Source organism: Geomonas sp. Red276 (assembly GCF_054784495.1).
The window spans coordinates 1-19,569 of record NZ_BLXW01000018.1; the positions used below are offsets into that span (position 1 = coordinate 1).

General features: G+C 64.9%; 19 protein-coding genes. 10 read left to right on the forward strand and 9 right to left on the reverse strand.

The window, feature by feature from the left end; genetic code table 11:
* Positions 1-228 precede the first annotated feature (228 nt).
* Both ACYVL5_RS13480 and ACYVL5_RS13485 read right to left on the reverse strand, forming a co-directional pair.
* A complete protein-coding gene (locus ACYVL5_RS13480) occupies positions 229-393 on the reverse strand; it encodes a VOC family protein (RefSeq protein WP_460596096.1) in 165 nt (54 codons plus the stop codon).
* Positions 394-493: 100 nt separating this feature from the next.
* Entirely contained in the window at positions 494-1,213 is a 720-nt protein-coding gene (locus ACYVL5_RS13485) for a phosphatase PAP2 family protein (RefSeq protein ID WP_460596097.1), read from the reverse strand.
* A 339-nt stretch (positions 1,214-1,552) separates the two neighbouring features.
* Here ACYVL5_RS13485 and ACYVL5_RS13490 point away from each other — a divergent pair, with 339 nt between their 5' ends.
* Positions 1,553-1,696 carry a hypothetical protein gene (locus ACYVL5_RS13490; protein WP_460596098.1) on the forward strand — a complete coding sequence of 48 codons (144 nt, stop codon included), beginning with the start codon at positions 1,553-1,555 and terminating at the stop codon, positions 1,694-1,696.
* A 33-nt stretch (positions 1,697-1,729) separates the two neighbouring features.
* Entirely contained in the window at positions 1,730-2,305 is a 576-nt protein-coding gene (locus tag ACYVL5_RS13495; RefSeq protein WP_460596099.1) for a four helix bundle suffix domain-containing protein, read from the forward strand.
* 7 nt (positions 2,306-2,312) lie between these two features.
* Here the strand turns inward: ACYVL5_RS13495 and ACYVL5_RS13500 are convergent, their stop codons facing one another.
* Positions 2,313-3,047: a C40 family peptidase gene (locus tag ACYVL5_RS13500; protein WP_460596100.1), complete on the reverse strand. Its 735-nt coding sequence runs from the start codon at positions 3,045-3,047 to the stop codon at positions 2,313-2,315.
* A gap of 352 nt (positions 3,048-3,399) precedes the next feature.
* Here ACYVL5_RS13500 and ACYVL5_RS13505 point away from each other — a divergent pair, with 352 nt between their 5' ends.
* Together ACYVL5_RS13505 and ACYVL5_RS13510 are read left to right on the forward strand one after the other, a co-directional pair.
* Complete coding sequence (locus ACYVL5_RS13505; protein WP_460596101.1) at positions 3,400-3,786, forward strand: hypothetical protein; 387 nt, start codon at positions 3,400-3,402, stop codon at positions 3,784-3,786.
* 1 nt (position 3,787) lies between these two features.
* Positions 3,788-4,453 carry a hypothetical protein gene (locus ACYVL5_RS13510; protein WP_460596102.1) on the forward strand — a complete coding sequence of 222 codons (666 nt, stop codon included), beginning with the start codon at positions 3,788-3,790 and terminating at the stop codon, positions 4,451-4,453.
* Positions 4,454-4,546: 93 nt separating this feature from the next.
* On the opposite strand, the gene ACYVL5_RS13515 is transcribed toward ACYVL5_RS13510, so the two are convergent.
* Entirely contained in the window at positions 4,547-4,753 is a 207-nt protein-coding gene (locus tag ACYVL5_RS13515) for a hypothetical protein (RefSeq protein WP_460596103.1), read from the reverse strand.
* A gap of 236 nt (positions 4,754-4,989) precedes the next feature.
* Between ACYVL5_RS13515 and ACYVL5_RS13520 the strand changes: the two genes are divergently transcribed.
* Both ACYVL5_RS13520 and ACYVL5_RS13525 read left to right on the forward strand, forming a co-directional pair.
* Positions 4,990-5,322: a hypothetical protein gene (locus ACYVL5_RS13520; RefSeq protein WP_460596104.1), complete on the forward strand. Its 333-nt coding sequence runs from the start codon at positions 4,990-4,992 to the stop codon at positions 5,320-5,322.
* A 137-nt stretch (positions 5,323-5,459) separates the two neighbouring features.
* Positions 5,460-6,095: an OmpA family protein gene (locus ACYVL5_RS13525; RefSeq protein WP_460596105.1), complete on the forward strand. Its 636-nt coding sequence runs from the start codon at positions 5,460-5,462 to the stop codon at positions 6,093-6,095.
* Between the two features lie 172 nt (positions 6,096-6,267).
* Here ACYVL5_RS13525 and ACYVL5_RS13530 read toward each other — a convergent pair whose 3' ends face one another.
* On the reverse strand, positions 6,268-6,480 hold the full coding sequence (locus tag ACYVL5_RS13530; protein ID WP_460596106.1) for a GSU3473 family protein: 213 nt from the start codon (positions 6,478-6,480) through the stop codon (positions 6,268-6,270).
* Positions 6,481-6,965: 485 nt separating this feature from the next.
* On the opposite strand from ACYVL5_RS13530, the gene ACYVL5_RS13535 reads away from it, so the two are divergent.
* The 4 genes from ACYVL5_RS13535 to ACYVL5_RS13550 all read left to right on the forward strand — a co-directional run bounded on the left by ACYVL5_RS13535 (position 6,966) and on the right by ACYVL5_RS13550 (position 13,146).
* A complete protein-coding gene (locus tag ACYVL5_RS13535; RefSeq protein WP_460596107.1) occupies positions 6,966-8,180 on the forward strand; it encodes a hypothetical protein in 1,215 nt (404 codons plus the stop codon).
* 16 nt (positions 8,181-8,196) lie between these two features.
* On the forward strand, positions 8,197-8,886 hold the full coding sequence (locus ACYVL5_RS13540) for a cytochrome C (protein ID WP_460596108.1): 690 nt from the start codon (positions 8,197-8,199) through the stop codon (positions 8,884-8,886).
* Between the two features lie 35 nt (positions 8,887-8,921).
* A complete protein-coding gene (locus ACYVL5_RS13545) occupies positions 8,922-10,808 on the forward strand; it encodes a hypothetical protein (RefSeq protein WP_460596109.1) in 1,887 nt (628 codons plus the stop codon).
* Positions 10,809-11,025: 217 nt separating this feature from the next.
* A complete protein-coding gene (locus tag ACYVL5_RS13550) occupies positions 11,026-13,146 on the forward strand; it encodes a hybrid sensor histidine kinase/response regulator (RefSeq protein WP_460596110.1) in 2,121 nt (706 codons plus the stop codon).
* Here ACYVL5_RS13550 and glpK read toward each other — a convergent pair.
* The 4 genes from glpK to ACYVL5_RS13570 form a co-directional block, all read right to left on the reverse strand.
* Positions 13,143-14,633 (reverse strand): FGGY family carbohydrate kinase, encoded by a 1,491-nt coding sequence (glpK, locus tag ACYVL5_RS13555; RefSeq protein WP_460596111.1) that lies wholly within the window; start codon positions 14,631-14,633, stop codon positions 13,143-13,145. The genes ACYVL5_RS13550 and glpK overlap by 4 nt on opposite strands.
* Positions 14,630-15,178: a hypothetical protein gene (locus ACYVL5_RS13560; RefSeq protein WP_460596112.1), complete on the reverse strand. Its 549-nt coding sequence runs from the start codon at positions 15,176-15,178 to the stop codon at positions 14,630-14,632. Before ACYVL5_RS13560 ends, glpK begins: the two co-directional genes overlap by 4 nt.
* A gap of 296 nt (positions 15,179-15,474) precedes the next feature.
* Positions 15,475-16,740, reverse strand: a complete 1,266-nt coding sequence (locus ACYVL5_RS13565; protein ID WP_460596113.1) for a DUF3108 domain-containing protein — start codon at positions 16,738-16,740, stop codon at positions 15,475-15,477.
* 240 nt (positions 16,741-16,980) lie between these two features.
* Positions 16,981-19,425 (reverse strand): hypothetical protein, encoded by a 2,445-nt coding sequence (locus tag ACYVL5_RS13570; protein ID WP_460596114.1) that lies wholly within the window; start codon positions 19,423-19,425, stop codon positions 16,981-16,983.
* Positions 19,426-19,569 lie beyond the last annotated feature (144 nt).

The following is a 19,569-nucleotide window of genomic DNA, read 5'->3' on the forward strand; positions in this document are numbered from 1 at the left end:
AAATGGACCCTGCCGATCAGAGACTGGAAGGCTGCCATGAATCGGTTCACCATCCTCTTTGAGGACAGGATGCCGATCAATCTGTAGAAACCGGAAGCCGAACCATTTACACAAAACTGTTTACAGGCCCAGGTCGGCAGTCGCAATTTTATCCTCCCCGGCCGCAACAAAAGTCAAAGAGTCGCAATCTTCTTCTCTTCGGTCGCGACAACTTCACGTTTTGCCCGGTCATCGGTGTCCATCGATAGCGACAATGCCGGGCCTACGGTCCACCCAACTCCCCTCGATCGGCATCTCTCCTTCCAGCTCCATTCCAAGCTCGACAAAGAACGCTTTCACCGCCTCCAGGTCGTCGACCACTATCAGCACGTTGTCCATCCGCTTGAGAGACATGTCCGTCCTCCTGCTTTTAACTGGTGAGAGCCGTTGCAGTTATTCTAACAGGCTCGGCGCCAGGGCGGGAGGTGCCTGGCACGGTGCAGCGGAGGTGGCGCTACAGGTGGAGCTTCTCGAGAACCCCGGAGGTGATCTGCAGGGTGGTGGAGAGGGTCTTGTTCACCCAGGAGAAGGAGCAGGCGAGCTGGTAGGTGTAGAAGAAACAACAGGCATAGAAGAGCGAGGGTGAGCTGACACTCAACGAGAGGATCGGGCGCACGAGCTTGCCCCGTACCTTCGGAAGACAGCAAAGATAGGTGACCGCAGCCCCCAGCAAGCCTCCCGCCATGATGTCGGTGGGGTAGTGGAAGCCGAGATACATCCTCGGGACGATGATGAAGATGGTGACGTAGAGAAAGGAAATGATGCCGATCCGCCGGTTGACGAGGAAGAATCCGGTGACGAGGGCATAGAAGAGGACGGCATGGTCGCTCGGGAAGGAGTTCCAATGCATGAGCTCGGTCCGCGAGACGGTGTAGGGAAGCTGTAGGTGCAGTTCGGGAAGATGCAGCGGCCGGGGACGGAGGGGAAGCAGTTCGCTGGAGACGCGGGAAACGATGACGGCGAGGACCGCGGCAAAGGCGATACAGATCAGTTTCTCACGGTTTTCCTGGAGATCTTCGGCGGGCAGGAACCACGCCCACCAGAGGAGCAGGGCGACGACGCCACCTTTTTGAAAGTCGTCGGCGGTGAGCCAGTGTACCCAGAAATCAAAGGTCCATGAGTGGTGAGCGAAATGGTTCAGAAAGTGCAAAATCCCCGCATCGAAGAAATTCATACGCACCCTCTCTTTCTCACACAACTAGAGGCACTGCCTTGGCTGAAAGTACTCAGTCGGACACAAGTGTTGGGGTAGACACCGGTCCAGGCTCGACAATGGCGCATTATAAGAGCTGGTTAATGCCTTCGTTGAAAAAATGGTACTTTATTTCTTACCGCTCTCTCATGGTTCTGTCAAATGGAGCAGGGTGATTTAGAGACATTTTTTTCAGGTTGGCGCGCTATGAGAGTGCCTGTGACAGTGCGGGCGGTTGACCGCCCGCGGTGCGTTTGGTTGCCATTGACGTGGGTGGCATCGTGCGGTTTCATTTACGCTGGTGGACGCTGGTGGACGCTGGTGGACTTGGTGGACTTGGTGGACCTGGTGGACTTGGTGGACCTGGTGGACCTGGTGGACCTGGTGGACCTGGTGGACCTGGTGGACCTGGTGGACCTGGTGGACTTGGTGGACTTGGTGGACCTGGTGGACTTGGTGGACTGAACTGGTGCGAGGGGAGGAGTTATGGACGAGCCTTTGATTCCTTGCCACGGGGGGTACCGAAAGCTGGTGAGCTTCCAGGTGGCTCAGGTGGTCTACGACTTCACGGTCAGGTTCTGTGACCGCTTCATCAACCGCCATAGCCGTACTCACGACCAGATGGTCCAGGCGGCCCGGTCGGGGGTGCAAAATATCGCCGAGGGGAGCCAGGCCTCGGGAACTTCGAAGAAAACTGAGCTTAAACTGACCAACGTGGCCCGCGCCAGCCTGGAGGAGCTGCGCCTGGACTACGAGGACTTCCTGCGCCAACGTGGTCTGCCACTGTGGGACCGCCACGACCCGCGACGCCAAGCCCTCATCGACCTCCGGCCCCAGGACGCCGACACAGTCGCCGCCTGGGTCAATGCCCAACACTTCGCCACCGTGTCCACCGTGTCCACCGTGTCCACACAGCCCCCGCTTCCGGAAGTGGCCGCCAATGCGGCACTGGTCCTTATTGCGGTGGCCTGTGCTCTGCTGGAGCGACAGTTGACGACGCTGGCTTCGGCCTTCGAGACCAACGGCGGCTTTACGGAACGCCTCTACCGGGTCAGAAAGAGCCGCCGAGGGTGAAGGAGAATTAGGTCACCCGCCGCGCCCCCATGAAGCGCGACTGGTAGTAGCTGCTGTTGATGTCGGAGACGGTGACTTCTCCTTTGCCGGAGGAGGCATGGATCATCTTGCCATCTCCTAGGTAGATCCCGACATGGGACGGGTAGGATGCGTAGGTATGGAAAAAGAGAAGATCTCCCTTCTTAAGCTCCCCGAGCGGCACCCCTTCCCCCACGCGGGCCTGCTCGGCCGCGGTCCTTGGCAGATCGACCTGGTGCTCCCGGAAGACCTGCTGCACGAAACTGGAACAGTCGATGCCGTCCGCCCCTTCGCCGCCGAAACGGTACGGGGTCCCCAGGTAACGTTCGGCGGTCGCCTCGATCCCGGAGGGATCTCCCGCGTCGGCCACTACCCCGCTTCCCACCGGCTCGGCCGGCTGTTGTCCGGCGGGTGGAAGCGGGACCGGTCCTGACGCGGTCTGCCAGCCGGTGAAATTACGGGGAAGCCCCCGCCCCCAGGACTCCAGCACGCTGCCGCCGCCCCCGCCGGGGTTGTCGCCTCCGCCGAAGATCGACAGGGTGCTCTGCATCATCTCTATCCGCAACATCTCGGCGGCCACCTGCTCGGGCTTCAAGGCCGCGCTCTCTCCGGCAGCCACCGAATCGAGCAGCGCCTGGAAACGGCCATCTCCGCCACCGCTCCTCGCCGCCTCGGCCGCCGGCGACGGCACGGTACTCACCACCTGCAAAGGATCTACCTTCATCTCCGTATTCACCTCGTCTGCGCCCCCGACCGGCAGCGCAAAAAGAGCGGGATTTTTTGACACCGGTGCAGGCAGGGTGTCAACTGTCCGTCAAACTCCTCGGGCATGTCGGGCCCGGCCCGCTGTTTCAGGGGCCCCACCTACCCAAGCTTGGGGCGGACTCCTGAGAGCTGCAAAAAACCGACCAACTCAAGACGGCCCCGGGAGGGGAATTTCTCCCGCCGCTGCGGATGTTATTGACCTTGAGCTCATTTTAGTCTAAAACGTTGGTCTACAATGAGGACCATACCGTGCCGGGCAAGGACGGATGGGACCGGCGAGCGGCCGGTAAGGACGTATCAGGAGGGGCTACATGCGGCGAATTGTGATGATAGTTACGGCAGTGATCTTTTCCGCCACCGCGGCTTGGGGAGCGGCCGGCAAGGTCCCCAAGGACATCTCCGAGCGGATCAAAATGACCACCGAACGGGTCGAAAAGCTCAAGGCCGGCAAGGTCGGCGATTACGCGAAGGAGATGCTGGAGTCGGCCTCCACCAGCCTGGTGGTCGCCCAGGGGGCGGTCGCCAACGGCAACGAGAAGCTCGCCACCCAGCAGGTCGAGAAGGCGGAGCTGCAGGCCACGGTAGCCGAGGCCCAGGCGAGCGAAAAGGAGCTGGCCGAGGAGATCGCCCTCAACCGGGTCCAGCTCAAGAAGCTCGAATCGCAGCTCGAACACTACCTGGCACCGGAGGAGAAATAAGATGCGCCGACTGATCGCCATTTGCCTGGTCGCCCTGCTCATCCCGGTGGCGGCCTTCGCCGACGAAAAATCCAAGGCCCAGAAGGAGCTGGAGACCGCCAAGGTCGCCATCGACGCCTTCTCCAACAAGGCAGGGGAGAGCAAGCTCGTCACCGCCGACGTGGAGGCTGCCCGCGGCATGCTCAAGAAGGGTGAGGAAGCCTTCAAGGCGGGGCTCCCGACGCTGTTCGGCGACCTAAAGCCCGAGGCGGGCCGCGACGTCAAGCATTTCGCCGCCATGGTGGAGCTCTACCTGGCCATGGGGCAGACCAAGCTCGACAAGGAGAAGGATACCGAGGAATTGAAGGTGATGACCGCCCAGATCACCAAGCTCAAGGCGCGGGTCAAGGTCTTCGAGGACAGAAACGCCGAGCTGGAGAAGCTCCGCTCCGACGCCATCCTGTGGGATACCGCCATCAAGGAGATGGAGACGGTCAAGTCGGAAAATGCCAAGCTGAAGGAGAAGAACAACAAGCTGATCATGGAGAGGAAGAACATGACCGCCGAGATCGAGAAGCTCAAGGCGGATCTGGAGAAATACAAGGCTGCGGCCCCCGTGGCGGCACCGGCACCGGCACCGGCTCCGGCAGTTCCATCGGCCGACGCGCCGGCGGAGCCTGCCAAGTAGGAAAACCGGGTGGGTTAGCTTGTCAATGGACACCATAAAAGGCGGGGATGACATCCCCGCCTTTTTATTTTGCCGGGAAAACGGCCCGGCCGCTCAGTCCCCGAACGCCTCGTCGTTGGCGACCTGCGGTCCCCCCTGCTGCGCCCTGGTGACGGTCCCCTGGTACAGGATGTACCGGCGCTGGCAGGCGCACGAGTAGATGAGCTTGACGCTCCGATGGTCCTGGACGTAGCTCGGGTAGTCGTTGCGGAGCCCACATTCGCAGATGAAGCCGTTCTCGTCATTTACGATCGCGCCCATGCCTCCCCCTAACTCATCGAAATAACATAAAAAGCCAGGCGCACCCGCGGTGGGACACGGCCTGCCGCCTCCCCCGCACCGGCGCCCCCGGCCGGGCAACTGGCGTACGTTACCTTAAAATTTAACTATAAGCAATCGTTATGTATACGATTCTAGGAAGCGGGATACAAATGTCAACGCGGGGGAGGAAAATAACCTATTGCCTGCGGGCCGCATTTGGTGTAAATGTTCGCCTCATGAGAAACGTGCTGGAGCGTCATATCGGCAGGCGGTGCCACCTCTTTCTGGTGGTCTTCCTCTGCCTGCTGCTGGTCGCCATGTGGACCAGGATGCCGGATGCCGGCCGGACTCACCACGCCAAACCGCTCCCGCGGGCCGTCCTCGAGGTCAGCGGAAGGATCTGCCAGGAGGCCTCCGCCCGCGAGGTGGTGGCTTCCCGCGACGGCCTCGTCCCCTCCCCTTGCGCCACCGTTAGCGAGCGTCCCCGACTCTTCTCCCGGGTCACCGAGCCCTGCTGCTCCTTCGTCCCATCCCAAAGCGAGGCCCGAGCGCCTCCTCGCCGCGCCTAGAAAGCGGCACCGACTCTCCCCCATAACCCGACGCCACCGCACCAAGCCGGTGCCCGCGGCCGCCCTTTGGCGGGCGCCGCCGGGATATCTGCGTCTTTTCGACAACTTTCAACCATGGACAAAGGAGTACCGTAGTTATGAACAGCATCTGCAAATCGACCATCTGCCTTTTGGCCCTCGGCGTGAGCGCCCTGGCCGGCTGCGCCAAGGAGCAGGCGGTCAAGGCCGACCAGGCCATCGCCCCCGCCATCCAGGCTGCCTCGGCCCAGACTGCGGCCGCCAAGCCGGCCGCCTCCCACGCCTCCACCCAGGCGGGCGACGCCACCGCCATCAAGGGGGACCAGCTGCGGGAAGGGACCGCCCAGAACCAGGCGGACAACGGGCAGGGAAGTGCGATTAACGGCGGGAGCGCCGCGGCAGGAACGGGAGCGGTCAAGGCCGCCCTGGAGAAGATCTACTTCGACTTCGACTCCTCCTCGCTCACCGAGCCGGCACGGGGCTCGCTCTCCAAGGACGCCGAGGTGATCAAGCAGGCGGCCGGGCGCAAGGTCCGCATCGAGGGGCACTGCGACGAGATGGGATCGGACGACTACAACCTGGCCCTGGGTGACCGGCGGGCCAAGGAAGCGAAGAAGTACCTGGTGGCGCTGGGAATCCCCTCGGAGAGGGTATCGACGGTGAGCTACGGGAAGGAGAAGCCCGCGGTGGCGGGACACGACGAGGCTGCCAGGGCGAAAAACCGCCGGGACGAGATCCTTTTCTCCGCCAACTAACCACTCCTGACACGGCCCCGGGGGGTTCCCCGGGTGCCTGGCCGGATTGCCGATGAAGGGCAATCCGGCTTTTTTTTACCCGATCGTTGCCGCGCCGTCGGATCGGCTGGCGGGGTGTCCTGGACGGGGGAGGATGAAAGCGGGGAGTTGCCGGCCGGAAAGCCCGTCCCCCTTACCCGGCTTTGCGTTTGTAAAGGAAATCGCTCCACCGCTGGCCCGGCTTCGAGAGGGGCTGCTGGCTCTTCCTGATGGGATCAAGCCCGATCCGGACCCACCCGGCCGACCGGCGAAAGGCGACGATCCGGCTCTCGCGGATCAGGTATTCGAGCATGTAGGCGGGGACAATCCTCTCCTCCCCATTGGTAAAGACGACTGAAATTCCCATATCGGCGACTCCGTTGCCATCTGCTCAGGAAATCACGCACCTCCGGAAAATCCCTCCTCGCCTCCCTGGGGACAAACCGATTCTAAATCACCCCTGCGGCCTCCTCAACATAATATCCGCTAACCATCCCCGGCGCCTCCCCTTCTTCATCAGTATCCCCCTTCCCTCCCGTTCATGGGAACGAAATGATCGTTCACGCCTTGCCATCCCAAAATTTATTGGTATTTTCTAACAAGTGTTTTTTAATAAAACTTCCGGAGGTGATCTCACATGATTTTCGGTCCCCCCAACACGTCCTAGCCCGCCCCACGCAACCTCCTCACCGGAGCGCCTCGCCAAAGCCTCACCGGTCGCCCTAACGCCCACTTACCGGCAATGCCAGCGCAATCGGCAGCGACAGCCCGCCCGATTGCTCCTCCAGGGAAAGGAGAGGCAGGGGATGCACTGCAGAAGATGCGATCACGTTTGGAAAGGAGGCTAAATTAATGGGGATGAAAGGTCTTTCAACGACGCTTCTCTGCCTTCTCCTGCTCCCGGCCGCGGCCGGTTGGGCGGGTGAGATCCACGGCAGAAGTTCCACCCAGTTCCAGTCGTTCAACAACGAGCTGACCGACGACCGGCGCGAGATAGAGCTGGCCGAGTACCTGCGGTTCTCGGCGACCGGGCTGGACAAGGAGGGGAAACTGACCGTCCAGGGGTACGGCCGGCTCAGCCAGGACTTCACCAACGGGCAGGGTACCAACGGCAGGCTCTACTACCTCTACGCGGAGTACCGGGACTTCCTCGACAAGATCGACACCCGGGTGGGGCGGCAGTTCGTCAACTACGCAGCCGGCAGCGCCATCATCGACGGTGCCCAGATCGACCTGAAGAACGTGGGGCCGGTGGCCTTCAGCGTGATGGGGGGGCGTGACGTGATCTTCGGCCTGAACGGCGAGGCGAGCACCACCTCCAACGCCGCCTTCGGCCTGGCCGCCTACCTCTCCGGCTTCAGGCATACCGATGCCGAGGTCAGCTGGTTCCGCAAGTTCGACCACGGCGACTGCTCCCGCGACATCGTGGGGGGGACCATCAAGCAGTACCTTCTGAGCAACCTGAAGCTCTACGGCAACACCCGTTTCGACCTGGTCTCCGAGACCTTCAACGAGGTCTTGGGGGGGATCAAGTACTTTCCCACCTCCAGCCTGATCTTCACCGGCGAGTACTACCAGAGCTACCCGCAGTTCGACACCACCTCCATCTACTCGGTCTTCGCCGTCGACCGCTACCAGGAGTACGTCGCCCGGGCCGACTACACCATCAACGACCGGATCTCGGTGAACGGCGGCTACACCCACGAGGAGTTCGGCGAGGGGGGCGACGCCGACGTCTGGCACACCGGGATCGGGGTACGCCCGATCGAGCCGGTCCGCCTGAGCGTCGAGTACGACCAGCGCCACGGCTACTACGGCCGGGTGGGGGGGGTGATCGCCGAGATAGGGTGGGACATCAACAAGAACTCCCTGGTCGAGGGCGGCATCAACTGGGATGCCTACCGGAGGGATTCGCTGACCGGCGAGGAGATCGCCCGCCGCTACTGGCTGGGGGGGAGGTACCGCCTGGCCAAGAACATGGCGCTCTCCGGGCGGATCCAGGATGACGTCAACATCCGGTTCGAGAGCAATTTCTCCGGCCGGGTGGTCTTCGATTACGATTTCTAGAAAGGGGGGTAAACCCGTGAGGAAACTGTTATTTCTTTCACTCATCGCGCTCTTGTCGGCGCTCTTCTCCCAGCAGGCCCTGGCCCAGAAACAGGGGAACAAGGAGAACCACCGGGATTACGCCGACATGAAGATAGGGGAGTGCAACGACTGCCACAAGGGAGAAGGGGTCTCCCCCAACCACGACGCCGACTGGATCCGCAACCACCGGGTGACCGCCAGCAAGGCGGGCAAGAACTGCGCCCAGTGCCACACCCAGGCCTACTGCCTCGACTGCCACCAGGGTGGCGGCATCACCGCCGATCTTTCCACCGACCAGTTCGGACGCGACTACATCCCGAAAAGCCACCGCTCCGACTTCGTCAACATCCACCCGTTAAAGGCGCTCGACAACCCGCAGACCTGCTACCGCTGCCACGACAAGAGCTACTGCCAGGCCTGCCACGACCGCTTCCCGAGGGGATCGATGCGGATCAAGTCGCACCTCCCCACCGGCTCCAACAGCCAGAGCTACGTGTGGACCAGCGAGCACTCCACCGAGGCGCGCAGAAACCTCCAGTCCTGCCAGTCCTGCCACCCGGAGGGGGACGTCTGCCTGAGGTGCCACAGCGCCACCTCCGGGGCCCGCATCAACCCCCACCCCCGCGACTTCCAGGGGGGGAACATCAGCGCCCGGACCAAGAGAACCTGCAGGATCTGCCACTAGGGAATCGGTCATCACCTACAAGGAGGATCTAACGCATGAAAAAAGTGAACCTCGTTGCAGCAGTGTTGTGGGCTTTCATGTTGGTCGTGGCCGGTTGCGGCTCCGATCACCGGGAAAGCGGCTCATCGCCGCAGCTTAGGGCCTCGACGGGCTGCATTGGCTGTCACTCCGGCACCACGAGCCACGTGACCGGCAACTCGGTGGTCACCGAATGGATGGCCTCGGCCCACGCAAGCGCCGCCGGCGGCGCCGGGTGCGACGACTGCCACCACGTGGACGGGCACCCCTCCAACGGGAGCATTCCGCCCCTTCCCACCGACCTGGTCTGCGTCCAGTGCCACACCAACACGGTCACCATGGCGACCCAGAACGTCCACTTCGCCAACAACTCGGCCTCTTACCTGGGGCTGCCGCTCTCCCGGCTCTCCCAGGCCATCGTCAACCCGGCCACCGGCGACCGGAGCGCCTCGGCCTGCAACGGCTGCCACAACCCGCACGACCCGACGAGCCTGTTGCCGGTCAACCGCCAGTGGGCCGCCTCCGGCCACGGCGACACCACCGACGCGCCGTTCGACGAGGAACCGTTCATCAAGTTCTCCGGGGGGGCCTGCAGCCGCTGCCACACCGCCACCGGCTTCCGCTGGTACATGACCACCGGCGCCCAGAGGGTCATCACCGCCGCCACGCTGGGGGCCTACAGCTCCGCCAAGGAAGTGATCGCCTGCTGGGCCTGCCACTCCAACTACAGCTGGCGCAGGATCTCCAGCGACCCGGCCATCGCCTTCCAGACCTACTCGACCCCCTACGCCCGCTTCGACGGGGTGACCAAGCGGATCCCGGGGAGCAACTTCCCGACCGCCGACATCGGCGACTCCAAGGTCTGCGTCCCGTGCCACGCCGGCCGTACCGGCGCCCGTGCGGGTGCCGCCATCACCCCGCTGCGCACCCAGGCCCCCTTCGATCCCCACTACTTCCCGGCCGCGGCGACCATGTACGGCAAGATCGGCTTCATCAACTTCTCCACCCCGGGGGCGCTCACCGGCGCCTACGGCAAGAGCCTGATCACCAATAACGACATCTCGGGCGGGGTCACCAGCACCCACAGAAAACTCGGGACGCTCGACATCATCACCGACTCCCACTTCTCGGTCACCAACCCGGCCCCGGCCAACCTCCAGACCAACGGCCCCTGCGTGGTCTGCCACATGACCGCCGGCCACACGCTGACCTTCGACGACCCGACCTTCCTCCAGAACAGCTACAGCCAGGTCTGCATCAACTGCCACACCCAGGAGAACGGCATCACCATCAACGCCGCGAACTTCCGGACCCAGTTCCTGGACGAAAACCGCGACGAGATGTTCGCCGCCCTGGCGCTGGCGGTCCGCTTCCTGGAGAACAATTTCGGCATCACCATCAACCTGACCGACAACGAGGCGCTGGAGACCCCGACCGAGGTGAGCTTCGTCCAGTACCCGATCGTGGACCCCAACAACCCGGTCTCCCTCTCCAACGCCACCAACTGGAGCACCTACGTGACCACCGGCCGCGGAGCCGCCCTCACCGACGCGCAGGTCTACAAGCTCAAGGGGGCCATGTTCAACATCATCCTCGCCTACAAGGAGCCCGCCTCCTACGTCCACGCGAGGACCATCACCCGCCGCCTCGTCTACGACTCCGTCGACTTCCTGGACGACATGTCGATGGACCAGTCGGTGAGCGCCAGCGCGGTCGCCCAGTCGCTCATCGCCGACGCCGCCACCAGCCAGGTCTCGGTATTCGGCCGCTTCCAGAAGGGGGCCGCCGCCTTCACCGGCCCGATCGAGTCGAGCCCGCTCGCCCCGGGAACCACGGCGCCCATGACCTACATCAACGCCTTCAACCGCTCAACCGGCGCCTGGTCGATTCCTGAAAGGCCGTAGCGCCCATCCTTCCCGGTGAAGGCCCGGGAGGGTGCCGACGCCCCTTCCCCTGGTACCGGAAAGCCCCGTCTCGAAAGAGGCGGGGCTTTTTCATTGTTAACAGGAAACCGCGATCCCCATTAAAGTTAGCGGTCATCTCCGCCGATAACGTAACCTGAGGGCCGCGCCCCCCAACACCGGCGAGCCGCTCCCCCCAACCCGCGCATCCAGAGGTCTTGTGAAACAGCCGAACATCTCACCAGCGAACCTTCCCTCCCTCTCCAGGACGATACCGCTCCTGCTCCTCGTGCTGTTCGCGATCGAGATCCTGCTCATGTACCTGATCCCGCTGCTGGTCCCCGACCGCCTCCCCTGGCTGCGGAACCTGGCCGATGCGGGTCTTCTCACCCTGCTCTTCGCCCCCCTCCTCTACCGCTTCATCTGGAAGCCTCACCGCGACGTCGCCTCGCTGCAGATGTCGCTCACCGACGAGATCCTGGCCCACCTGGTGGACGGCGTGGTGCTGGCCGACCGCAGCGGGACCATCGTCTCCTTCAACCAGGCGGCCGGCACCATCTTCGGCTACCGCCCCGACGAGATGACGGGGGCCCCGCTCTCCACCATCCTCGGGAGCGCGCTCGAGGGGGAGATCAGCCTCCCGGAGGGTGACCGGGACGGGGAGCGGGCGGCGGTCCGGGAGCTGACCGGCAGCCGCAAGGACGGCTCGGCGGTCCCGGTGGAACTCTCGCTGAGCCCGTTCCGGCTGGGGAGGGCCTGGCTGTGGCTGGCCGTCGTGAGGGACGTCACCACGAGGAAGGAGTCCCGGGAGCAGATGGAGCAGACCCTTTCGCTTTTGCGGGGGACCCTGGAGTCGACCGGGGACGGGATCATGGTGCGGGACCTGGAGGGGAGGCCGGTGATCTACAACCGGCGGTTCACCGAACTCTGGCGGATCCCACCCGAGGTGATGGCGACCGGCAACGACCCCTTGATCCGCTCCCACGTGAAGGCCCAGGTGAAGGACCCGGATGCCTTCATGTCGCTCACCAACCACCAGTACGAGGCGATCGGCCAGGAGAGCCGGGACCTGATCCAGTTCCAGGACGGCCGGGTCATGGAGCGCTTTTCCGCCCCGCAGGTGATCGGGGAGGAGATCGTCGGGCGGGTGATCTGCTACCGGGACATCACCGAGCAGAACGCCCTCGAACAGCAACTCAGGCACGCCCAGAAGATGGAGGCGCTCGGCACGCTGGCGGGAGGGATGGCCCACGACTTCAACAACATCCTGACCGTGGTGATGGGGTTCGCCCGGCTGATCGCCATGGACCTGCCGAAGGAGCACCCGCTCCGGCACCCGGTGGACCAGATCATGAACGCCTCCGAGCGCGCCCTGGCCCTGACCGGCAGCCTCCTGGCCTACAGCCGCAAACAGCCGATGACCCCCTTGCCGATGAGGCTCAACGACCGCCTGCGGATCACCCAGAAGTTCCTCGCCCGGCTGATCGGGGAGCACATCGAGCTCATCACCCGCTTCTCGACCGAGGAGCTGACGGTGATGGCGGACGGCAACCAGCTCGACCAGGTGCTGATGAACCTGGCCGCCAACGCCCGCGACGCCATGGGGGGAAAGGGGTGCCTGGTGATCGGGACCCGGCGGCTGGAGATCGGCGAGGATTTCGTCCGGCTGCACGGGTACGGGAAGGCGGGGAGCTTCGCGCTCTTGTCGGTGTCGGACACCGGGGCGGGGATGGACGAGGCGACCCGGGAGAAGATCTTCGAGCCGTTCTTCACCACCAAGCCGTCCGGCCAGGGGACCGGGCTCGGGCTCTCCATCGTCTACGGCATCGTCAAGCAGCACCAGGGGTACATCACGGTCTACAGCGAGCCGGGGCAAGGGACCACCTTCAACATCTACCTCCCGCTCGTCGATTTCGTCCCGGTGGCGGACGCCGTGGAGCGGAGGGAGGCCCCGGGGGGGAGCGAGACCATCCTGGTGGCCGAGGACGATCCCGGGGTGCGGACCTTGTTACGGAGCGTGTTGACCGGGGCGGGGTACCGGGTCTTCGAGGCCGAGAACGGCGCGGAGGCGGTGGAGCGTTTCCGGGAGCACCGGGAGGAGATCGACCTCCTCATCCTCGACGTGGTGATGCCGGGGAAAAACGGGAGGGAGGCACTGGAGGAGATCAGGAAGGTGGCGCCCGGGACCGGGGCGCTCTTCATCAGCGGCTACACGGCGGACATCGTGGACAGAAACGGGCTGGTGGAGAGCGGGACGGAACTGGTCATGAAGCCGCTGCTCCCCGACCAGCTCCTGGCCACGGTCAGGGAGCGGCTGGACACCCCCCACCCGAAGGGCTAGCCGGGAGCGTCCCATCCCAGCGACAGGCGGACGCTTCGCCGCCACCTTGCCAAGAGTTCCCTCCGTCTTTCTTCGCCGATCCCCGGCTCGAACCTCTTCTCGAGGCGCCAGCAGGCGGCCGCCGCCTCCGCGTCGAGCACCCCGGCTCCGATCCCCCCCAGGAAGGCCGCCCCGAGCGACGTGCTCTCCGTGCAGGCCGGGCGCAGCACCGGGGCCCCCACCACCCCCGCCATGAATTCCAGCAGGAGGTCGTTGGCGGCCGCACCGCCGTCCACCCGCAACTCGGAGAGGGGCACCCCGCAGCCGGCCACCATGGCGGCGGTGGCGTCGGCGGTCTGGTAGGCGATCGCCTCCAGGGCGGCCCGGGCCAGGTGGGCGCGGCTAGACCCGCGGGTGAGCCCGGCGATCACCCCGCGGGCGTGCGGGTCCCAGTAGGGGGTGCCGAGCCCCGAGAGGGCCGGGACGAAGAAGACCCCGCCCGCGTCGGGGACGCTTCTCGCCAGCGACTCCACCTCGGCCGCCGATCCGATGATCCCCAATCCCTCCTTGAGCCATTGCACCGCAGCACCCGCGATGAAGATCGATCCCTCCAGGGCGTAGGTCACCGGCTCCCCCGGGAGCTGCCAGGCCACCGTGGTAAGCACCCCCTCCCCCTTCCCCCCTTCCCGGCCGCTGTTCATCATCACGAAGGCGCCGGTGCCGAAGGTGGCCTTGGCCATCCCCGGCCTAAGGCATCCCTGTCCGAAGAGCGCCGCCTGCTGGTCCCCGGCCACCCCGGTGATGGGGACGGCCATCCCGGTCACCGCCTTCTCGCAGCTCCCGAAGGGGGAGGCGCTGGGAAGCACCCGGGGGAGGATGGCGGCCGGAATCCCGAAGATCCGGAGGAGCTCGGCGTCCCAGTCGAGGGTGTGGATGTTGAAGAGAAGGGTGCGGCTCGCGTTGGAGAGGTCGGTCAGGTGGAGGCGCCCGCCGCTCAGGCGGTAGATCAGCCAGGAGTCCACGGTGCCGAAGCAGATCTCCCCCCGCTCGCCCCGTTCCTTTAACCCCGGGACGTTCTCGAAGAGCCAGGCGAGCTTGCCGGCCGAGAAGTACGGGTCGAGGAGCAGGCCGGTCCGCCGGGCGATCTCCGGCTCGAGCCCCTCGGCGGCCAGCCGGTCGGTCAGGGGGGCGCAGCGGCGGTCCTGCCAGACGATGGCCCGGTAAAGCGGCCGGCCGCTTCCCCTCTCCCAGACGATGGTGGTCTCCCGCTGGTTGGTGATCCCCAGCGAGGCGATGGCGGAAAGGGGGACCGGGGCGCTGGCGAGCACCTCCTTGAGGGTGGCGAGCTGGCTCTCCCAGATCTCCTCCGGGTCGTGCTCGACCCACCCCGGCCGGGGGTAGTGCTGGGCGAAGGGGCGGGAGGCGGTGGCCACCGTCTCGCCGGTGGCGGTGAAGAGGGTAGTCCGGCTCGAGGTGGTCCCCTGGTCGAGGGAAAGGAGATAGCTCACTTGAACCTCCAGATGATCCGGGTTCCGATCCGCTCCTCCTGCTGGACCGGGCCGAGGAAGGAGCCGGCGATCTGGCTCTGGTCGTAGTAGAGGGTCAGGTCGCTGGAGCGGCCGAGATGGATGCCGAGCTCGCCGGTCCAGGAGGGGGTGGAACGGAAGGGACGGGTGAAGTCGTAGCCGCGCCGGCTTCCCAAGTCCTGGCCGGTGTAGTTGGCGGCGTTCTCGACGGTCAAGACCGGGAGCTTGGCGGCCGCCGAGAGGTACATGGTCTTGGCAAGCGACAGGCGCCCCCCCGCCTGGGCGTGCAGCATGTGGATCGACTCGTCGAGCCCCCCGGTCTGCTCCCTTTCGGCGATCCGGTAGGCGAGCCCGAGCTCCGGCTCCAGGGTGACCTGGGGGGCCTCGTACTTGACCCCTGCCGTGGTCAAGAGGCGGTCGGTGTCGAAGAAGCGGGCGGCGGAAAGGGGGGGCGAAAGGGTGGGGGTGCCCAGGCCGCCGGCCAGGGCCGGGGGGGCTGCCACGAGAACCATGAGGAGTGCGGCCAAGATCCCTTTCATGAGGCGAAGTGTAGCAGAAAAAGGAGGGAGATGCTCAAAGTTTCATGAGCGCGAGATTGGAAAAAAGCGGTCGCAGATCCCCTCGCGCCCAGGAGTGTGGCAGCAATCCGTATCCCCTCGCCCCTTCAGGGGAGAGGGGCTGGGGTGAGGGAGGTTTTTGAAAATCTGCCCTCACCCGGCCTTCGGCCACCCTCTCCCCCAAGGGGGGCGAGGGTAAACCAACGAAAGCCTTCGGCCACCCTCTCCCCAAGGGGGGCGAGGGTGAACTACGGGACCCTGAAGAATCAGCGTTTGGGAGTCGCCGGGATGACCGGCTCGGTCTCGGCGGAGACCAGGCGGGCGGTGACCCGGCCGACCGGCAGGGTGGTCTCGATCTTAACCGGGACCTTGCGGTCGTCGTCGGTCATCCAGATCATGAGGTCGGCGGTACGGCGGAAGATGACACCCGAGGCGGCCAGCGGGCGAACCACCAGGGTGGGGACCCGGGTAAGGTTCGGGAGGGTGATCACCTCCCGGCGCACCACCTCCACCGGCACCGCGGCATAGCGCTCGGAATCGTAGATCTGGAGCGTCTCGTTCTGGCCCACCTGGAGCGGCCGGGTACGGAGCGAGTAGATACCGGAAAGGGAGTCGAGCACCTCGGAATTGGGGACGTCGGTCACCTGGCTCCGGGCGCCGACGAGATCGAACCAGGAGACCCGCTTCTTCCGCAGGTTGATGGTGAACATCTCGTCGCTCGCAAAGTTCCCCTCCTGCTGGCGGATCTTGGTCTGGATGTACATGCCGGCCACTTGCTGGGTCTCGATGAAATCGTCGACCCGGTAGAAGGCGGAGACGGCGGGAGAGGTCTTGACCCTGAGGGTGATGGAGGTGATCCCCTTTTCGTTATGGGCCTCCAGCTCGGCGTCGCCGATGGGGAGGCCGTGCATCATCATCTGGTAGCTGAGCTTCTCGTGCTTGGCGCCGATGAAATCGCCCACCCCTTTCAGGGGAGTGGTCCCCACCACGAGCGCCTTGGCCGGCGCGGGGGCCTGTCTGGCGGGCTTCGCCGCAGGTGCCTCTTCCGGAATCCGGGGAGCGGGGGCCTGGGCGGCCACCTTTTCCGGTTCGGCCGGGGCGGCAGCCGGAGCGGGAGCCTGCACGCTCGCAGGTCCCTGGGCGGGCGCCGGTACGGGAGCGTCTGTGCGCTCGCTCGCCGGGGCGGGAGCCGGGTCATCGGCAGCCGGGGGCTCCGCCTGGGCGGTATCCTCGGTGGCCTCCTCATCGTCGGGCGCCGCCGGCTCTTCGGCCGGCGGGCTCGCGGTAGAGAGTTCGGCCAGGTCGACGGTCACCGCGGGAGGGGCTCCCACCGGCTTGCCGAAATCGTAGTGCCCGAACAGGGCGATCAGTTGGACGAAGAGGAGGTGGGCCGCCACCGAGAAGAGGCAGCAGGAGAAAAGACGGCGAAGCTGACGGAAGCCGTGGTGAAACACCGGACGGGTGGCGTCGGGGAATTCCGCGGGGAGGATCTCGGCGGAGGGCGATGCTATGTCGGATGGCGGAGGTGTCATGGTCGTAGCTACTTTACCAGCAATCGCTCCCCGTTCAAGGAAGCGTCCCAGTGGCCGTCAGGGGGGGCTCCCGCCGGCCGGGGGAATTTTTTGCCTGACCAGCGCTCACCTTCCGCCCCCCCCGTTGAAAGGGGAGATCTGCCGGCGGGAGATGGGCGCCCATCAGGAAACCTTCAAGGCATGAAAAGGCCCCGCCTCTTGCGAGGCGGGGCGGGTGCTGCGGTTAACCTACGGCGTTGGTTACGGGCGTTCCGGGGTGGACCAGGCGCCGGTGCTGCGGCTCCAGCCGATCAGGAACGGCATGCTTTCCGAGGTGCCGGCGAAGTCGGTGGAGAGTGCGCCGTTCACGACGTTGTAGGCGGCGGCTCCCTTGGTGTAGAGGCCGGCCACCGGGTTGGGGATGCCGTTGATGTTGCCGCTGACAGCGGAGACGGCGATCGCGGTGGCGCTGACCGACATGTCGAGTTTCCCGTTGTCGAGGAAGTCGATGGAGTCGTAGATCAGCCTGCGGGCATAGGTCCTGGCGTGGGCGAAGCCGCCCTGATCCTTGGCGAAGAAGGCCAGGTTGGAGAGGGCGCCCACGAACTTGGTGTAACCCATGTCGCCGGCGGTCTGCGAGTAGCCGAGCGCGATGGCGGTGTTGGTCCAGTCGGTGGAGTAGTACGGGTAGCTGGTGGCGGCCGGAGCAAGGTAGTTGGCGTAGGTGGTGCCCGGCGCGGCGTAGGTGCTGCTGGTGGTGCTGGAGCTCGCGGTGAAGATGGTCCCGTCGCTCGTGTTGTAGGTCGGGTAGGTGGCGTTACCTGCCGGCTCAAGGAACTTCACGAAGGCGAGTTTACCCGGCTGGCTGGAGGTGAACGGGTTGACGGCGACCAGGAACTGCAGCGGGTTGGTGGTGCTGTAGCCCAGGGCGTTCGGGGTGCTGGTCAGGGCGGCGTTGTAGGCGGCGATCTTCTGGTTCACGACCGTGGCACCCAGGGCAATGGCGTTGTTGTAGAACTCCTGCTGCGGGTCGAGGAAGTACTGCTTGAAGGCGGCCTCGGTAGCGATCGGCTGGCCGTCCTCGGAGGTGTGGCAGTGGCTGCAGACGGCGTCGATGGCCTTCTGGTCAATGAAGAAGGTGTGGCTGCCGGAGAGGTGGCAGACGGCGCACGGGCCGTTCTGGCCGAAGTACTTCGGTGCCGGGTTGGAGGCGGAGAAGTGGCTGTCGCCGTAGATGGCGGTGGTGCCGAACTTGCGATGGGTGCTGGTGATGCTGCCGTTAGCCTGGCCGTAGCCCGGGTCGAGGTCGGAGGTGAGGCTGTTCAGGTACGCGTTGGTCGGGCCGTTGGTGCCGGTGGAGAGGTTGGTGAAGCCGAACTTCACGTACATGACCGCCGCGGACGGCATGTTGTGCTGACTGATGGTGCTGGAGCTCTTGACTTTGAGAGCGGTGGTGCTGTTCACGAAGTACGGATCGGAAACGCGGTAGCCGGTGGCGGAGGAGGAGCCTTCCAGGGTGCCGCTGTGGCAGACGATGCAGAGGTTGGAGCCGGCGACGTCCGGGAAGTACGGCTTCTTGTTCGGGTTCAGGTGGTTGTAGGGGGCGAAGGCGTAGCCGCCGGTCGAGGAGCTGGTGTACGCCTGGAAGGCGCCGGCTTTGGCGCCCGGGAGGTTGCGCAGTTTGCCGAGCGGTGCGTTGGTGTGGCAGGCGTTGCAGGTGATCATCTGGTCGGCGGCCGCCATGGTGCCGTTTACGATCTTGGTCGGGTTGGCGACCGCGGCGATGAAGCCGTTGGCGTTGTGGCAGCGGGTGGCGCAGCCGGAACCGCCCCCCTGGATGTGGGCGAAGTCGGTGGCGCCGTGGCCGGACTGGGCCCAGGATTTACGCTCCATGTTGGCGGCAGCGGTGTTGTGGACCTGGTGGCAGGAGGCGCAGGCGTTACCGTTGGCCATGTAGTAGGTGTCGTGGTTACCGACCATGGCGGTGTTGGAGTTGGCGATGTTGTGGCAGTCGAAGCAGCGGGTGCTCCCGACCGAGGTAGCCGCAGCCGGATTGTTGGTGAGCTGGGTGCTCCCGAGGGCGGACGGGTCCTGGGTGTTGTGCGACGGGCCGTGGCAGCCGACGCAGCCGGCGCCCACGCCGTTGGCATCCTGGAAGGTGGTGTTGGTGTAGTGGCCGGACTGCTTGTAGTTGGCGACGACGCTCTGGCCGGTGAGGTCCAGGGTGGTCTCGTGGCAGCCGAGGCAGGGGACTTCCTCAGCCTTGGCGATGGGGACCGTCATGTTGATGGTGCCGGCATCGGTGGTGGCGTTGGCGGCGACGTCGAGGTTGATGGCGTACCCTTCGTACACCATGGCGCCGGTGGAATCGAGCGCCTTGACGGCGACGGCGACGGTGCCCGGGTAGACGCCGGAGATGGAACCCGAGGCGGAGTTGGCAGCCGCCACGGTGGTTTTCACGACCGGGATCGGGCCGTTGGCGCCGGAACCGGTCACGGTGAAGACGACGTTGGCGACGTTGGAAGGAATGGAGGAGGTCGCCTTGGCCTTGGCCAGCTTGGTGGCGTTGGTCCAGGTCAGCTTGGCGTTGATTGCGCCCGGCGCACCGCTTGTGCCGGTGCCGGCGTTGTTGGCGCCACAGCCGGTCATGGCTACCAGCAGCAAGAGTACCAGAAGGGGTTGCAGCTTGGTTAGAATGTTTCTCATCGTGCTCTCCTTACCTTGGGGTGTTGGTTGTTGTCAACGCGGTTTCTTCTGCCCTATTGCAGTATTTGGTTAACGGGATATCCCGGGGAACACCCCCGCCCGGTCCGGGCGGGGCCTTATTGTTTGCCGTCACTTGCCACCCGC

Excerpts from the sequence above, each read along its gene's own strand:
- ACYVL5_RS13535 (WP_460596107.1), top strand. The coding sequence starts at position 6,966 with ATGGGGATGAAAGGTCTTTCAACGACGCTTCTCTGCCTTCTCCTGCTC.
- ACYVL5_RS13480 (WP_460596096.1), bottom strand. The coding sequence starts at position 393 with ATGTCTCTCAAGCGGATGGACAACGTGCTGATAGTGGTCGACGACCTG.
- ACYVL5_RS13545 (WP_460596109.1), top strand. The coding sequence starts at position 8,922 with ATGAAAAAAGTGAACCTCGTTGCAGCAGTGTTGTGGGCTTTCATGTTG.
- ACYVL5_RS13570 (WP_460596114.1), bottom strand. The coding sequence starts at position 19,425 with ATGAGAAACATTCTAACCAAGCTGCAACCCCTTCTGGTACTCTTGCTG.
- ACYVL5_RS13510 (WP_460596102.1), top strand. The coding sequence starts at position 3,788 with ATGCGCCGACTGATCGCCATTTGCCTGGTCGCCCTGCTCATCCCGGTG.
- ACYVL5_RS13565 (WP_460596113.1), bottom strand. The coding sequence starts at position 16,740 with ATGACACCTCCGCCATCCGACATAGCATCGCCCTCCGCCGAGATCCTC.
- ACYVL5_RS13500 (WP_460596100.1), bottom strand. The coding sequence starts at position 3,047 with ATGAAGGTAGATCCTTTGCAGGTGGTGAGTACCGTGCCGTCGCCGGCG.
- ACYVL5_RS13525 (WP_460596105.1), top strand. The coding sequence starts at position 5,460 with ATGAACAGCATCTGCAAATCGACCATCTGCCTTTTGGCCCTCGGCGTG.
- ACYVL5_RS13530 (WP_460596106.1), bottom strand. The coding sequence starts at position 6,480 with ATGGGAATTTCAGTCGTCTTTACCAATGGGGAGGAGAGGATTGTCCCC.
- ACYVL5_RS13505 (WP_460596101.1), top strand. The coding sequence starts at position 3,400 with ATGCGGCGAATTGTGATGATAGTTACGGCAGTGATCTTTTCCGCCACC.
- ACYVL5_RS13485 (WP_460596097.1), bottom strand. The coding sequence starts at position 1,213 with ATGAATTTCTTCGATGCGGGGATTTTGCACTTTCTGAACCATTTCGCT.
- ACYVL5_RS13520 (WP_460596104.1), top strand. The coding sequence starts at position 4,990 with ATGAGAAACGTGCTGGAGCGTCATATCGGCAGGCGGTGCCACCTCTTT.
- ACYVL5_RS13515 (WP_460596103.1), bottom strand. The coding sequence starts at position 4,753 with ATGGGCGCGATCGTAAATGACGAGAACGGCTTCATCTGCGAATGTGGG.